The organism is Pseudomonas sp. GW821-FHT07E12, assembly GCF_058986605.1.
The window spans coordinates 16,299-31,556 of sequence record NZ_JBYSVX010000033.1; the positions used below are offsets into that span (position 1 = coordinate 16,299).

Here is a 15,258-nt window from a genome sequence, read left to right on the forward strand (position 1 = left end):
TCGGCGGAGCAAGCTTCGCTTCACGACAATCCGTTCCTGGGGAAAACACGATGTCCAATGTCCGTTTGCCGGCGCTGCTGGTCGCCGCCGGCTGCCTGTGTGCGTCGCTGGTCGCGCAGGCCGAAACCACTGTCGTCACTGCCGCGCGCATGCTGGACGTAAGCAGCGGGCGCTACGTCGAGCAACCGCAGATCATCGCCGTCGATGGCCGCATCAGCCAGGTTGGTCATGCCGGCGATCCGGTGCCGGATGGTGCCGCACGCATCGACCTCGGTCAGCGCACGCTGCTGCCCGGCCTGATCGACATGCACGTGCACCTCACCGCTGATCCGACACTGAGTGGTTATCAGGGTCTGGAATACACCGACAACTTCTGGACCGTGGTCGGTGTCGCCAATGCGCGCAAGACGCTGCATGCGGGCTTCACCACGGTGCGCAATGTCGGCTCGGCCAACTATGACGACGTCGCGTTGAAACAGGGCATCGAGCACGGCTACATCGAAGGGCCGCGGATCGTGCCGGCCACCTACGCGATCGGCGCCACCGGCGGCCATTGCGACAGCACCGAGTTCCCGCCCTCGGTGCCGATCACCGGTCCCGCCGTTGCCGATGGCCCGGAGGCGATCCGCGCCACGGTGCGCAAGCTGCGCAAGTACGGCGCGGAAGTGATCAAGTTCTGCGGCACCGGCGGTGTGCTGTCCAAGACCGATGCGGTGGGCGCGCAGCAATACAGCCTGGAAGAGATGAAGGCACTGGTCGACGAGGCGCACATGCTCGGCATGAAGGTCGCCGTGCACGCGCACGGCACCAGCGGTATCAACGATGCGATCCGTGCCGGCGCCGACACCATCGAGCACTGCAGCCTGGCCAACGAGGAGTCGTTCAAGCTCGCCAGGCAGCACGGCACCTGGTTCTCGATGGACATCTACAACGACGACTACATCCTCGCCGAAGGCGCGAAGAACGGGCTGTTCCCCGAATCGCTGGAGAAGGAGCGCCAGATCGGCCGCAAGCAGCGCGAGACCTTCCGGGCTGCGCACGCGGCTGGAGTGAAGATGATCTTCGGCACCGATGGCGGCGTGTATCCCAACGGCGACAACGCGCGCCAGTTCGCCAAGATGGTGGAGTGGGGCATGACCCCGATCGAGGCGATCCGTGCCGCCACGCTGAGCGCCGCAGAAGCGCTGGGCCGAAGCCAGGATGTGGGTGTGATCGCGCCGGGACATTACGCCGACCTGATCGCAGTGGAGGGTGATCCGCTGCAGGACGTCAGCGTGCTGACCAAGGTAGCGGCGGTGGTGAAGGGCGGTCGATTGGTGGCTGCGCCCTGATCGGATCGGATATTGCGCGTGGAAAGCGCGCGTCTTCCCGCAATGGCGGTCAAAGTTGGCCCGTCGACCATCTGCGAGGGCAAACAGCCCCAAAGCCCCCATGTTCATTGGGGATCAAGGCGGTGGGATCGTCGTCACGACGAGTAATGGGCTCGAAAAGGAAGCCCCGGTTGCCCGGGGCTTCATGGCCTGCCAAGGAGCTGTCGACGAGGATGCAAGCAGGCCTGATGGGTACGACTGGACCGGTTAGGTAAAAGTTCCGCGCGAAAAAACGCTTACATGGAGCGGGTTTGGCGATTTTGCGGCGCAGCACGAATGTGACTTGTCCCGGTTGTCTCGCAAATTGCCTAATTGCTATAATTCCGCGGCTCGACGAGGCGCATACGCGTCTTGCCTCCATCTTCAGGTCAAAGGAACTTCCGTGCTGAATCCCGTGGAAGCGGGTCGGCGGGTTATGCTGCGCGCCGCGGTATATCCGTTGGTCGCTGTAGCTATAGCCAGTTCGTTGTTCCTGCTGGTGGGAGCCAGGTACGCGTTCGGCGTTGCGCTGACCGGGATCGCCACCGTTGCGGGTGGTTGGGTCGCGGCGCGTACCGCGCTGGGAGGCGGGGTGCAGGCTGCAGGCGCGGCGATGACCCGGCTGGTCCTGGCCATGGTGCTGAAGTGGGTGCTGGTGATCGTGGCGCTTGCCCTGGGCTTTGGCCTGTGGCGGCTGCCTGCAACGGCCCTGCTGGCGGGTATCGCCATCGCAATGATTTTTCAGGTTCTGGCCCTGGCCAGACGTTGATCCAAATTTAAGAACTTAAAGGGCTCCGGACACATGGCAGGCGAGGCACTGACCCCCACCTCCTACATCCAGCATCACCTGCACAACCTGACCATTCCGCTCAAGGAAGGCAGCAAGTTCTGGGTATTGCACGTGGATACGCTAGTCATGGCCGTGCTGTCGGGCCTGGTCATGGTGACCGCGTTCTGGTTCGCCACCCGCAAGGCCAGCGCGGGCGTGCCGGGCAAGTGGCAGGCGTTCGTGGAGATCTGCCTGGAGTTCGTTGACCGCCAGGCCAAGGACACCTATCACGGCACCAGCAAGCTGGTGACGCCGATCGCGATCACCCTGTTCTTCTGGATCCTCATGATGAATCTCATCAAGATGATCCCGGCCGATTTCATCGTGGCCCCGCTGGGCTGGGTCGGCGTCCATTCCTGGAAGCCGGTGCCGACCGCCGACGTCAATGCCACCCTGGGCATGTCGATCAGCGTGTTCTTCCTGATGATCTTCTTCGCGCTGCGCTCCAAGGGCCTGGTCGGTTTCGTCAAGGAATTCCTGACCGCGCCGTTCGGCAAGTGGATGATGCCGTTCAACCTGATCCTCAACATCGTCGAGTGGCTGAGCAAGCCGATCTCGCTGGCGATGCGACTGTTCGGCAACATGTTCGGCGGCGAAATCGTCTTCCTGCTGATCTGGGTACTCGGTGGCGCCGGCGTGTTCGGCGCGATCGCCGGTGGTGCGTTCGGCTTCGGCTGGATGCTGTTCCACCTGCTGGTCATCCCGCTGCAGGCCTTCATCTTCATGATGCTGTCGATCGTGTACCTGAGCCTGTCGGAAGACAGCCACTGAGTTTCGCTGCACCCTTCATCCGCTTCATCACATCACCCTTAAGCAACTTTAGTTTCCGGAGAAAATCATGTACCTCGCCGTCCTGACCAACCTCGCCCAAGTCCAGAGCTCCACCGTCCTCGCCGTCGGCATCATGATCGGCCTGGCCGCGCTGGGTGCTGGTCTCGGTCTGGCCATCATGGCTGGTAAGTTCCTGGAGTCGGCCGCACGCCAGCCGGAGCTGATCCCGGTGCTGCAGGTCCGCATGTTCATCACCGCCGGCCTGATCGACGCCGCGTTCATCATCTCGGTCGCCGTGGGCCTGCTGTTCGCCTTCGCCAACCCGCTGGTCGGCGAGTTCGTTTCGCGCCTGCCGCAGATCGCCGGCTGATCCAGCGATAGCGGGATGTGGCCGGAGTGCGCACAGCGCGTTCCGGTCGCAGATGAAGGTTCGGTCGGCGCCGCTACGGCGGCGCGGCCACCCGTAACTATCGATTGAGCGACCCATGGACATCACCTTTACCATCATTGCCCAGGCGCTGGCCTTTGCTGGCCTGATCTGGATCGTGGCGACCAAGATATGGCCGCCGCTGCTGAAGGCCATCGAAGAGCGTCAGCAGAAGATTGCCGAAGGTCTGGCCGCGGCCGATCGCAGCCAGAAAGACCTTGCGCAGGCGCAGGAAAAGGTCAACGAGGCGTTGAAGGACGCGCGCAGCAAGGCCAACGAGATCATCGATCAGGCCCATGCACGCGCCAACCAGATCGTCGAAGCCGCCAAGACCGATGCCATCGCCGAGGCGAACCGGCAGAAGGAACTGGCCCAGGCCGAGATCGATGCGGCCGCCAACCGTGCCCGCGAGGAACTGCGCAAGCAGGTGTCCGCGCTGGCGGTGAGCGGTGCCGAGAAGCTGCTCAAGCGCGAGATCGATGCGAACGCGCACAAGGCGTTGCTCGACGAGCTGGCTTCGGAGATCTGATCGATGACCCAGGCTCTGACCCTTGCCCGCCCCTACGCTCGCGCCGCATTCGCGGTTGCGCGTGACGAGGGCGGCTTGGCCGCCTGGTCGCAGGCGCTGACCTTCTCGGCGCAGGTTGCTGGCGATCCGCGCGTGGCCGAACTGCTGGCAAACCCGGAGCTCGGTCAGGCCCAGGCGGTCGCACTGCTCGCCCCGGAAGCGGCTGGCGCGTCGTTCGTGCGCTTCCTCAACGTGCTGGCGCAGGCTCATCGCCTGGCGCAGCTGCCGGAAATCGCCGGGCTGTACGATCAGCTGCGCGCCGAAGCCGAACGCGTGGTCAAGGCCACCGTGACCTCGGCCGGCGAACTGCAGCAGGCGGAACTGGACAAGATCGTCGTGGCGCTGAAGAAGCGCTTCGGTCGCGAGGTGGAAGTCACCACCGCGGTCGATGCCTCGCTGATCGGCGGCGCCGTGATCGACGCGGGCGATGTGGTGATCGACGGCTCGCTCAAGGGCAAGCTGGCGCGCCTGCAGAACTCGCTCGCGAACTGAATTCACTTAACGCACGGCCCTGGTGGCCGGCACCTAGGACTGAACGATGGCAACCACGCTCAACCCCTCCGAAATCAGCGAACTGATCAAGACCCGCATCGAGCAGGTCAAGCTGTCCGCTGAATCCCGCAACGAAGGCACCGTGACCAGCGTGTCCGACGGCATCGTGCGCATCTTCGGCCTGGCCGACGTGATGCAGGGCGAAATGATCGAACTGCCGAACAGCACCTTCGCGCTGGCACTGAACCTGGAGCGCGATTCGGTCGGCGCCGTGGTGCTGGGTGACTACGAGCACCTGCGCGAAGGCGACGTGGCCAAGACCACCGGCCGCATCCTCGAAGTGCCGGTCGGCAAGGAACTGCTGGGGCGCGTGGTCAACGCGCTGGGCGAGCCGATCGACGGCAAGGGCCCGCTGGGCGCTTCGCTGACCGCTCCGGTCGAGCGCGTTGCACCGGGCGTGATCTGGCGCCAGTCGGTCGACCAGCCGGTGCAGACCGGTTACAAGTCGGTCGACGCGATGATCCCGATCGGCCGTGGCCAGCGCGAGCTGATCATCGGCGACCGCCAGACCGGCAAGACCGCGATGGCGATCGATGCGGTGATCAACCAGAAGGGCACCGGCATCAAGTGCGTGTACGTGGCGATCGGCCAGAAGGCCTCGACCGTCGCCAACATCGTGCGCAAGCTGGAAGAGAACGGCGCGCTGGCCCACACCATCGTGGTGGCTGCCACCGCTTCCGAGTCGGCCGCGATGCAGTACATCAGCGCCTACGCGGGCTGCACCATGGGCGAGTACTTCATGGACCGCGGCGAAGATGCGCTGATCGTCTATGACGACCTGTCCAAGCAGGCCGTGGCCTACCGCCAGATCTCGCTGCTGCTGAAGCGCCCGCCGGGTCGCGAAGCCTATCCGGGCGACGTGTTCTACCTGCACTCGCGTCTGCTGGAGCGTGCTGCGCGCGTGTCGGTCGACTACGTCGAGAAGTTCACCAACGGCTCCGTTACGGGCAAGACCGGTTCGCTGACCGCGCTGCCGATCATCGAAACCCAGGCCGGCGACGTCTCGGCGTTCGTGCCGACCAACGTGATCTCGATCACCGACGGCCAGATCTTCCTGGAAACCGACCTGTTCAACGCCGGCATCCGCCCGGCCGTGAACGCCGGTATCTCGGTGTCGCGCGTCGGTGGCGCAGCCCAGACCAAGATCATCAAGAAGCTGTCGGGCGGCATCCGTATCTCGCTGGCGCAGTACCGTGAGCTGGCGGCGTTCGCGCAGTTCGCCTCGGACCTGGACGAAGCCACCCGCAAGCAGCTGGAGCGCGGTCAGCGCGTCACCGAGCTGATGAAGCAGAAGCAGTACCTGCCGATGTCGATCGCCAACCAGGCGCTGTCGATCTACGCCGTCAACGAGGGTTACCTCGACGACGTGCCGGTCAACAAGCTGCTGTCGTTCGAGGAAGGCCTGCACGCCCACTTCGCCAACACCCAGGGCGCGCTGGTCGAGAAGGTCAACGCCAGCGGCGCATGGGACAACGACATCGAGGCCGCTTTCAAGAAGGGCATCGTTGAGTTCAAGCAGACCGGTAGCTGGTAAAGAACCGGGATTCGGGATTAGGCATTAGGGATTCGTAGGAGCGGGTACTCGGAAGGCTTTAGCCAATCCCGAATCCCCAATCCCGAATCCCGCGAGCGAAGCGAGCGAGAAATGGCAGGCGGACGCGAAATCAAAACCAAGATCAAGAGCGTGCAGAACACCCGCAAGGTGACGCGCGCGCTCGAGATGGTCTCGGCTTCCAAGATCCGCAAGGCTCAGGAGCGGATGAAGACCTCGCGTCCTTATGCGCAGGCGATGAAGCAGGTGATCGGGCATCTGGCGCAGGCCAGCACCGACTACCAGCATCCGTTCCTGCTCGAGCGCGAGCAGGTCAAGCGGGTCGGCTACATCGTGGTGTCTTCCGATCGCGGTCTGGCCGGCGGACTCAACAACAACCTGTTCCGCAAGATGCTGGGCGAAGTGCGCCAGTGGCAGGACAAGGGTGCCGAGATCGACGTGGTGACGATCGGCCAGAAGGCTTCGACCTTCTTCCGCCGCATCAAGGTCAACATGGTCGGCAGCGTCAGCCACCTGGGCGACACCCCGCACGTGGAGCAGCTGGTCGGCGTGATCAAGGTGATGCTCGACGCCTTCACCGAGGGCAAGGTCGATCGCGTCTATCTGGTCTACAACCACTTCGTGAACACGATGACGCAGAAGGCCAGCTTCGATCAGCTGCTGCCGCTGCCGGCGTCGGACAAGAAGGTCGCCCACCACGATTGGGACTACCTGTACGAACCTGATGCCGCGGCCGTGCTCGAGCACGTGATGACGCGCTACATCGAGTCGCTGGTGTACCAGGCCGTGCTGGAGAACGTGGCATCCGAGCATGCCGCGCGCATGGTGGCGATGAAGGCCGCCAGCGACAACGCCAACAAGCTGATCGGCACCCTGCAACTGGTCTACAACAAGGCCCGGCAGGCGGCGATCACCCAGGAAATCTCGGAAATCGTTGGCGGCGCGGCCGCTGTGTAAGAGCCGGGATCCGGGATTGGAGATTGGGGATTGGCAAGGGCAGCGGAGCGCGCTTTTGCCGATCACGAATCACCAATCCCCGATCACGAAATCCACTGGGATGGCGCAGGCCATCCGGACAGACCTAAAGCTAACCGGAGCAGCAAAATGAGTCAGGGCAAGATCGTTCAGATCATCGGCGCGGTCGTCGACGTCGAATTCGCACGTACCGATGTGCCGCGGGTGTACGACGCACTGAAGGTCGAAGGCACCGCCATCACGCTGGAAGTGCAGCAGCAGCTTGGCGACGGCATCGTGCGCGCCATCGCGCTCGGTTCCACCGATGGCCTGAAGCGCAACCTGGTCGCCACCAACACCGGTCGCGGCATCTCCGTGCCGGTCGGCGTCGGCACCCTGGGCCGGATCATGGACGTGCTGGGTCGCCCGATCGACGAAGCCGGTCCGGTCGAGCACAAGGACACCTGGGAAATCCATCGCGCGGCCCCGTCCTATGAGGACCAGGCTTCGACCACCGAGCTGCTGGAAACCGGCATCAAGGTCATCGACCTGATGTGCCCGTTCGCCAAGGGCGGCAAGGTCGGCCTGTTCGGCGGCGCCGGCGTCGGCAAGACCGTCAACATGATGGAACTGATCAACAACATCGCCAAGGCGCACAGCGGTCTGTCCGTGTTCGCCGGCGTGGGCGAGCGTACCCGCGAGGGCAACGACTTCTACCACGAGATGAAGGACTCCAACGTCCTGGACAAGGTCGCGATGGTGTACGGCCAGATGAACGAGCCGCCGGGCAACCGCCTGCGCGTCGCGTTGACCGGCCTGACCATGGCCGAGTACTTCCGCGACGAGAAGGACGAGAACGGCAAGGGCCGTGACGTGCTGTTCTTCGTCGACAACATCTACCGCTACACGCTGGCCGGTACCGAAGTGTCGGCGTTGCTGGGCCGCATGCCGTCGGCGGTGGGCTACCAGCCGACCCTGGCCGAGGAAATGGGCGTGCTGCAGGAGCGCATCACCTCGACCAAGTCCGGTTCGATCACCTCGATCCAGGCCGTGTACGTGCCTGCGGACGATCTGACCGACCCGTCGCCGGCGACCACCTTCGCGCACCTGGATTCGACCGTCACCCTGAGCCGCAACATCGCCTCGCTCGGCATCTACCCGGCCGTGGATCCGCTGGATTCCACCAGCCGCCAGATGGACCCGAACGTGATCGGCCACGAGCATTACGACACCGCCCGTCGCGTCCAGCAGACCTTGCAGAAGTACAAGGAACTGAAGGACATCATCGCGATCCTGGGCATGGACGAGCTGTCGCAGGAAGACAAGCAGGCCGTGTCGCGCGCGCGCAAGATCGAGCGCTTCTTCAGCCAGCCGTTCCACGTGGCCGAAGTGTTCACCGGTTCGCCGGGCAAGTACGTGGCGCTGAAGGAAACCATCCGCGGCTTCAAGGGCATCCTGGACGGCGAGTACGACCACCTGCCGGAGCAGGCGTTCTACATGGTCGGCACGATCGAAGAAGCGGTCGAGAAGGCCAAGAAGATGGCCGAGAAGGCTTAAACGCCGGGATTCGGCATTCGGGATTAGGGATTCGCAAAGGCGGGTATTTAGGTTGGACGGATTCGGAAGGGTGAGAGGCGGCGCGGCTGCCTTCACCAATCCCGAATCCCGAATCCCGAATCCCCGCCTCACAGAGTGAGGCACCATGAGCACCATCCGTTGCGACATCGTCAGCGCCGAGCAGGAAATCTTCCACGGCGAAGCGACCCTGGTCGTGGCCACCGGCGAGTTGGGTGAGCTGGGCATCGCGCCCAAGCACGCACCGCTGATCACGCGCCTGAAGCCGGGCAAGGTGGTGGTCACCACCGCCAGTGGCGAGCAGCTGGATTTCGCCATCTCCGGCGGCATCCTCGAGGTGCAGCCGCAGGTGGTGACGGTGCTGGCCGACACCGCGATCCGTGCCGAGGACATCGACGAGGCGGCAGTGCGTCAGGCCAAGGAAGAAGCCGAGCGCATGCTGGCCAACCGTGGCGAGGCGATGGACGTGGCCGAGGCCCAGGCCAAGCTGGTCGAGGCGGTGGTGCAGCTGCAGGCGCTGGAGCGCCTGCGCAAGACGCTCAAGCACTGAGCAGGCGGCGGTGGTCGTTCCGCGGTGTCACGATGCCGGCCTTGTGCCGGCATTGTCGTTTCCGGGGCCGGCGATCGCAGGTGGATGCCGGCGCAACGCGGGATTGTGTTGCGCATGAACGGTAACGGCGTGCCAGGCAAGATGACGCACCGCCGTGTCCGGTGGCGTTCCCATCATTGGAGATCAGTCATGAGCGTGTGCTTTCCGTCGTTGCGCCTGGGCGTTGTGTTGGCCCTGCTGGCACTGTCCGGTTGCACGTGGCAGGCACGCGAGGTGCCGCCGGCGCTCCCGCCGTTGCTGGAGCTGATGGTCGAGCGCAATGCGATCGGCGACCAGGTCGCGTTGAGCAAGTGGGACAGTGGCAAGCCCGTGCTGGATTCGGCACGCGAGGCAGCGATCTTGCAGAGCGTGCGCGAGCAGGCACCGGCACATGGGCTGGATCCGGAACTGGCCGCACGTTTCTTTGCCGCACAGATCGAGTCCAACAAACTGGTGCAGTACCAGCAGTTGGAGGATTGGCGATTGCGCGGCCATGCGCCGGACCGGCCGCGACCGGATCTGGCGCTGCTGCGCGCCCGCCTGGACCGGCTTCAGGGTGAACTGCTCGATGCGCTGGCGCGGAGCGCATCGCTGCGCACGGCCCCGGGATGTGCCGTGGACCTCGCACGCGATGCCGAGGTGTATGCACGGAAGAAGCGGCTTGATGGCGTGCATCGCGTGGCGCTGACGCGCAGCCTGGGCGACTTCTGCCAATGAGTTTGCGACCTCAGCGGTAGATCAGGTGCCGATTGAGGAAGAACGAGATCACGGCCAGCACGCCTTCGACCAGGGGCTTGGCCAGCCACGCCCACTGCAGGCCCAGCGAATGCGTGGTCACCGAGAGCAGCCAGGTGCTGATGGCGGTGAGCACGATCCACATCAAGGCGAAACGGCGGAAGCGTGGCCAGCCCAGCCGGGCACCATCCTCCTCGGCGAAGGTGTAGCGGCCGTTGAGCCAGAAGCCGAGCGTGGCGCCACTGGTGCGGCCGAGCAGGTTGCCGGGTGTCACGGCTACGCCGAGCGCAGTGGCGGCGACGAATACCGCCCAGTCCAGCAGCAGTTGCAGCAGGCCGATGATGATGAATTGGCCGCCCTGGCGAAGCAGTTTCATCGTGACGCGTTCCAGGTGAGGGGACGCCATGCTAACCACGAGTCCGTAGAATCCGCAGCATTCCACGACGAAGAACTGCGCATGAGTCTGCCCCTGCACGTAGTCATCCTGGCCGCTGGCGAAGGCAAGCGGATGAAATCGGCATTGCCGAAGGTGCTGCAACCATTGGCCGGCCGGCCGATGCTGGCGCACGTGATCGACACTGCACGGGCGCTGCAGCCGGCCGGCATCCATGTGGTCTATGGCCATGGCGGCGACCAGGTGCGGGCGGCGTTCGGTGACCAGCCGGATCTGGTGTGGGCCGAACAGGCGCAGCAGTTGGGAACGGGTCACGCGGTGCAGCAGGCGCTGCCGGAGGTGCCCGATGCGGCCACGGTGCTGGTGCTGTACGGCGACGTGCCGCTGATCCGCGCCGCGACCTTGCAGCGCTTGCTGCAGGCGCCGGGACGGCTGGCGGTGCTGGTGGCCGATCTGGTCGATCCGAGCGGTTATGGCCGCATCGTGCGCGATGGGGAGGGCAGGGTTGCGGCGATCGTCGAGCAGAAGGATGCCGATGAAGAGCAGCGGCGTATCCGCACCGTCAACACCGGCATCGTTGCGGTCGAATCCACCGTGCTGACGCGCTGGCTGTCGAGCCTGTCCAACGACAACGCGCAGGGCGAGTACTACCTGACCGACATCTTCGCCCGGGCCGCGGCCGAGTTCGCGGCGGCCGAGATGGTGCATGTGGACGATCCGCAGGAAGTGGAAGGGGCCAACGATCCCTGGCAGCTGGCGCAGCTGGAACGCGGCTGGCAGCTGCGCGCGGCGCGTGCGCTGTGCCAGGCCGGCGCGCACATGGCCGATCCGGCGCGGGTGGATCAGCGTGGTCGGGTGACGGTCGGGCGCGATGTGCGCATCGATGTCGATGTGATCTTCGAAGGTGAAGTGGAACTGGCCGATGGCGTCAGCGTCGGGCCGTTCACGCGGCTGAAGGACGTCCGGCTCGGTCCGGGCACCGAGGTGCGCGCGCATTGCGATCTGGAGGGCGTGGTGACCGAGGGTGCGGCGCTGATCGGTCCGTTCGCGCGGTTGCGTCCGGGCACGGTGCTGGCCGACGGCGTGCACATCGGCAACTTCGTGGAGACCAAGAAGGCCACGCTGGGCGTGGGCAGCAAGGCCAACCATCTGACTTACCTGGGCGATGCGGTGATCGGCAGCAAGGTCAACATCGGTGCCGGCACGATCACCTGCAACTACGACGGCGTGAACAAGGCGCAGACGACGATCGGTGACGACGTGTTCGTCGGTTCCAATTCGTCGCTGGTGGCGCCGGTGGAAGTGGGGGCGGGTGCGACGCTGGGGGCCGGCACCGTGCTGACGCGCGATGCGCCGGAAGGCAAGCTGACGGTGGCGCGTGCGCGCCAGAGCACGATCGAAGGTTGGCACCGGCCGGTGAAGAAGTGATGCGGCTGGCGATCGCGGTCTGTGGGGACGTGATCGGTTGGTGAGTCGCAAGGTGCCGGTTGCTTCGACGCTCGTAGCGTCGAGCTTGCTCGACTGAGGCGTTATCGAGAAAGCCTCATCGCGGCTGATGGCCCGAGGCCACCCAGAGCCGATCCTACAGGGGCAGCAGCAGGGTCACGCACAGGCCGCCGTCTGGGCGGTTCTGCAGGGCGATGCGGCCGCCGTGGGCTTCGACGATCTCGCGGGTGAGCGCCAGGCCCAGTCCGGTGCCGTTGCGCTTGGTCGAATAGAACGGCATCAGCGCGTTCTGCAATACCGCTTCGTTCATGCCGTTGCCGCGGTCCATCACCTCGACGCGCAGCCATTGCGGCAGGCGGGTGAGGCGCAGTTCGACGTCGTCGTTGGGCGGCGTCGCTTCGGCGCTGGCTTCGTGGGCGTTCTTGAGCAGGTTCAGCAGCGCCTGTTCCATCTGCGCCACGTCGATGCGGTTGTGGATGTCGCTGACGTCGTCGCGCAGGTGGAAGGGAATGTGCTGGTGCAGGCGGCTGAGGAAATCGCCCCAGCCGACGTCCTGCAATTGCGGCTGCGGCAGCTTGGCGAAGCGTGCATAGCCGCGGATGAAGCCTTCCAGATGTCGGGCGCGCTCTTCGATGGTGCCGAACACTTCGCCGAGACGTTCGGTCTTCTGCCGCTTCACCAGTTCGGCGCCGGAGTGGGCCAGTGAGGCGATCGGCGCCAGCGAGTTGTTCAACTCGTGGCTGATCACGCGGATCACCTTCTTCCAGGTCTGCACTTCCTGGCGGCGCAGTTCGGCGGTCAGGGTGCGGATCAGCAGCAGCTCGTGTTCGCGGCCGTTGAGGTGGAAGCTGCGGCGGGCGAGGTGGAATACCTGTTCGTCATCCTCATCGCCATCGGGTTCGCGCACCGCGAACAGGCTGTCGCCGCCACGCTCCAGGGCCTGGCGCAGTTCTTCCGGCACCTGTTCCAGCAGCAGGTCGATGCGCTCGCCTTCCAGCCTGCGGCCACCATGCAGGAGCTTGCGCGCGGCGATGTTGGAGAAGGTGATGCGGCGGATGCCATCGCCGCCGGCGGCGATCAGCAGCATCGCCACCGGGGTGTTCTGCACCATCGCATCGAGCATCAGCTCGCGTTGCACCAGGTTCTGGCGCTGCTGGCGCAGCACTTCGCCGAGTTCGGCATGCGCCTGCACCAACTGGCCGAGCTCGTCGATGCCGTGCCAGTGCACGCCGAAGTTGTACTCGCCGTCGCGATAGCTGCTGGTGGTGCCGGCCAGTGCACGGAACAGCGAACGCATCGGTGCGGTCGCGCGGCGCAATACCCACCACATCAGCGCAAGCAGGATCATCGCCGAGATCAACGCGATTTCCCAACCGCGATCCAGCCAGTACGCCAGCAGCCACGGCATTGCCGCGGCCAGCGCCAGCACCGGCAGCAGCCGCAGGAACAGGTGCAGGGTGAAGGAGCGGGCGCGCATCGCAGGCATTACGACGATTTTATTCCGTACCGATCCATGCGCCTGTATAGCGCCTGGCGGCTCATGCCGAGATCGGCGGCGGCCTGGGCGATCACGCCGTGCGCGCGTGCCAGTGCGGTCTCGATGCGCTCGCGGTCGGGCTCTTCGGTATTGGCGACGATGCGTACCGGTGCGGGACGCGGCAGGTTGAGGTCGGAGGCTTCGATGCGCTCGCCGGTGGCGAGCAGTTCGGCGCGCTGGATCACGTTGCGCAGTTCGCGCACGTTGCCCGGCCAGGCATGACGTTGCAGTGCGCTGCGTGCCTGCAGCGAGAGCGATTTGTCGCCGCCGAGGAAGTGCTCGGCCAGCGGCAGGATGTCGCCGGGGCGCTCGGCCAGCGCCGGCATGGCGATTTCCACGGTGTTGAGGCGGTAGTAGAGATCCTCGCGGAACGTGCCTTCGCGGATCATCGCGGTGAGGTCGGCGTTGGTGGCGCTGATCACGCGCACCTTCACCTGCCGCTCGCGGTTGGAGCCGAGCCGTTCGAAGCGTCCGGTTTCCAGCACGCGCAGCAGTTTCATCTGTCCGGCCAGCGAGAGATTGCCGATCTCGTCGAGGAACAGCGTGCCGCCATCAGCGGCCTCGAACTTGCCTTCGCGGGTCTTGTTGGCGCCGGTGTAGGCGCCGGCCTCGGCGCCGAACAGTTCGGCCTCGATCAGTTCGGACGGGATCGCGCCGCAGTTGAGCGCGACGAACGCGCCGCGTTTGACCGGCGAGTTGGCCTGGATGATCTCGGCAAGTTTCTCCTTGCCGGCGCCGTTGGGGCCGGTGATCAGCACCGGCAGTTCCGAGCGCGCGACCTGGCAGGCCAGTGCAATCGCGCGTTCGCTGGCGGGATCGGCGAACACCGCGCCACACAGCTCGTAGCGTGCGGCGAGTTGCTGGCGGCTGCGCTGTTCGCGTTCGCGACGGCGGTCGAGTTCGCGGCGCGCCTCGGACAGCTCCAGCAGGTTGTTCACCGTCGCCAGCAGCTTGTTGTCGTCCCACGGTTTGCCGATGTAGTCGGCGGCGCCAGCCTTGACCAGTTCGACAGCGCTGTTCAGATGCGTCCAGGCGGTGAGCAGGATCACCGGTAGATCCGGGTGGCGCTGGCGGATCTGCGCGAACAGCGCCTGACCCTCCTCGCCGGAGGTGGTATCGGCGGTGAAGTTCATGTCCTGGATCACCAGATCGAACGCCTGCGTGTCCAGCAGCGCCAGCCCCGATTGCGGGCTGTCCGCGTACTGGCTTTCGATATCGTGCAGCGAGAACAGCACTTCCAGTGCGGTAGCCACTGCGGCGTTGTCGTCGATGATCAGGACCGTGGACATGGCGTATGGGTTCGGGCGGGAGGACATCGTAACGGCTAGCCGTCCTCCAGCGAACGGTGGGCGTAGCTCAGCACGCGGGTGATGGTCCAATGTCCGTCGTGCAGGTGCCAGACCATCACGAAGTCGGCGGCGCCTTCACACTTGCCGGTGGCGGCATCGCAGAAGCGGTGCTGGCCCTGGGAGATCGCGCCGAAGTCGCGGACCGGATAGACCTTGAGGGTGCCGGGGATCAGCTCGCGGGTGAAGTGCCCGCATACGTATTTGCGCGTGTTGGCCAGCATCGCCTCGCGGGTCCAGGTCACGCCGCCGGTGTCGTGATAGAACTCGACGGCCGGGTCGAAGTAGGCCGCGTGCTTGTCCAGCTGCCCGGGCTCGGCGCAGTGGTTGAAGCTGTCGAAGACCTGCTGGTCCAGGGCGGCGATGGTGGTCTGAAGGTCGGCTCCGGCGTCACTGGCCGGTTTCTCGGCCAGGGCCGGGAAGGCGAACAGGGACATCGCGGAGAGCAGGAAGGCCAGGTTGTTTTTCATTAGCGTTGTGATCCGCAGAGGGCTTTTCAGAGGATGAGCGTGTTGGTTCGACCAACGCGTCTTGTCTGCAACGGTTGCGGAGCGGTCGTTCACCGTAGGAGGGGGGGGGGGGGGGGGGGGGGGGGGGGGGGGGGGGGGGGGGGGGGGGGGGGGGAGGGGGGCGG

General features: G+C 65.2%; 16 protein-coding genes. 12 read left to right on the forward strand and 4 right to left on the reverse strand.

Annotation, left to right across the window (positions count from 1 at the left end):
• Positions 1 to 50: 50 nt before the first annotated feature.
• From AC3WJE_RS16280 to AC3WJE_RS16330, 11 genes are all read left to right on the forward strand, one after another.
• A complete protein-coding gene (locus AC3WJE_RS16280; protein ID WP_493731863.1) occupies positions 51 to 1,331 on the forward strand; it encodes a Xaa-Pro dipeptidase in 1,281 nt (426 codons plus the stop codon).
• Between the two features lie 421 nt (positions 1,332 to 1,752).
• Positions 1,753 to 2,118, forward strand: coding sequence for a hypothetical protein (locus AC3WJE_RS16285; protein WP_493731864.1), 366 nt, complete (start codon positions 1,753 to 1,755; stop codon positions 2,116 to 2,118).
• A 33-nt stretch (positions 2,119 to 2,151) separates the two neighbouring features.
• On the forward strand, positions 2,152 to 2,949 hold the full coding sequence (gene atpB / locus AC3WJE_RS16290) for a F0F1 ATP synthase subunit A (protein WP_493731865.1): 798 nt from the start codon (positions 2,152 to 2,154) through the stop codon (positions 2,947 to 2,949).
• Between the two features lie 67 nt (positions 2,950 to 3,016).
• A complete protein-coding gene (gene atpE, locus AC3WJE_RS16295) occupies positions 3,017 to 3,319 on the forward strand; it encodes a F0F1 ATP synthase subunit C (RefSeq protein WP_493731866.1) in 303 nt (100 codons plus the stop codon).
• Between the two features lie 115 nt (positions 3,320 to 3,434).
• Entirely contained in the window at positions 3,435 to 3,905 is a 471-nt protein-coding gene (locus AC3WJE_RS16300) for a F0F1 ATP synthase subunit B (RefSeq protein WP_493731867.1), read from the forward strand.
• Between the two features lie 3 nt (positions 3,906 to 3,908).
• Positions 3,909 to 4,436, forward strand: a complete 528-nt coding sequence (locus AC3WJE_RS16305; protein ID WP_493731868.1) for a F0F1 ATP synthase subunit delta — start codon at positions 3,909 to 3,911, stop codon at positions 4,434 to 4,436.
• A 46-nt stretch (positions 4,437 to 4,482) separates the two neighbouring features.
• Positions 4,483 to 6,030 (forward strand): F0F1 ATP synthase subunit alpha, encoded by a 1,548-nt coding sequence (gene atpA / locus AC3WJE_RS16310; protein ID WP_493731869.1) that lies wholly within the window; start codon positions 4,483 to 4,485, stop codon positions 6,028 to 6,030.
• Between the two features lie 111 nt (positions 6,031 to 6,141).
• Complete coding sequence (atpG, locus tag AC3WJE_RS16315; RefSeq protein ID WP_493731870.1) at positions 6,142 to 7,005, forward strand: F0F1 ATP synthase subunit gamma; 864 nt, start codon at positions 6,142 to 6,144, stop codon at positions 7,003 to 7,005.
• 147 nt (positions 7,006 to 7,152) lie between these two features.
• Entirely contained in the window at positions 7,153 to 8,559 is a 1,407-nt protein-coding gene (atpD, locus tag AC3WJE_RS16320; RefSeq protein ID WP_493731871.1) for a F0F1 ATP synthase subunit beta, read from the forward strand.
• Between the two features lie 145 nt (positions 8,560 to 8,704).
• The gene (locus tag AC3WJE_RS16325) at positions 8,705 to 9,127 is read left to right on the forward strand and encodes a F0F1 ATP synthase subunit epsilon (RefSeq protein ID WP_493731872.1); all 423 of its coding nucleotides are present in this window, start codon (positions 8,705 to 8,707) and stop codon (positions 9,125 to 9,127) included.
• Positions 9,128 to 9,316: 189 nt separating this feature from the next.
• Complete coding sequence (locus AC3WJE_RS16330) at positions 9,317 to 9,883, forward strand: chorismate mutase (protein ID WP_493731873.1); 567 nt, start codon at positions 9,317 to 9,319, stop codon at positions 9,881 to 9,883.
• 10 nt (positions 9,884 to 9,893) lie between these two features.
• Here AC3WJE_RS16330 and AC3WJE_RS16335 read toward each other — a convergent pair whose 3' ends face one another.
• Positions 9,894 to 10,277, reverse strand: coding sequence for a GtrA family protein (locus tag AC3WJE_RS16335; protein WP_493731874.1), 384 nt, complete (start codon positions 10,275 to 10,277; stop codon positions 9,894 to 9,896).
• Between the two features lie 87 nt (positions 10,278 to 10,364).
• On the opposite strand from AC3WJE_RS16335, the gene glmU reads away from it, so the two are divergent.
• A complete protein-coding gene (gene glmU, locus AC3WJE_RS16340; RefSeq protein WP_493731904.1) occupies positions 10,365 to 11,723 on the forward strand; it encodes a bifunctional UDP-N-acetylglucosamine diphosphorylase/glucosamine-1-phosphate N-acetyltransferase GlmU in 1,359 nt (452 codons plus the stop codon).
• Between the two features lie 154 nt (positions 11,724 to 11,877).
• On the opposite strand, the gene AC3WJE_RS16345 is transcribed toward glmU, so the two are convergent.
• From AC3WJE_RS16345 to AC3WJE_RS16355, 3 genes are read right to left on the reverse strand one after another with little or no spacing between them, the layout of a single operon-like run.
• The gene (locus AC3WJE_RS16345; RefSeq protein WP_493731875.1) at positions 11,878 to 13,218 is read right to left on the reverse strand and encodes a sensor histidine kinase; all 1,341 of its coding nucleotides are present in this window, start codon (positions 13,216 to 13,218) and stop codon (positions 11,878 to 11,880) included.
• Positions 13,219 to 13,226: 8 nt separating this feature from the next.
• Positions 13,227 to 14,567 carry a sigma-54-dependent transcriptional regulator gene (locus AC3WJE_RS16350; RefSeq protein ID WP_493731876.1) on the reverse strand — a complete coding sequence of 447 codons (1,341 nt, stop codon included), beginning with the start codon at positions 14,565 to 14,567 and terminating at the stop codon, positions 13,227 to 13,229.
• A 35-nt stretch (positions 14,568 to 14,602) separates the two neighbouring features.
• A complete protein-coding gene (locus AC3WJE_RS16355; RefSeq protein ID WP_493731877.1) occupies positions 14,603 to 15,094 on the reverse strand; it encodes a nuclear transport factor 2 family protein in 492 nt (163 codons plus the stop codon).
• Positions 15,095 to 15,258 lie beyond the last annotated feature (164 nt).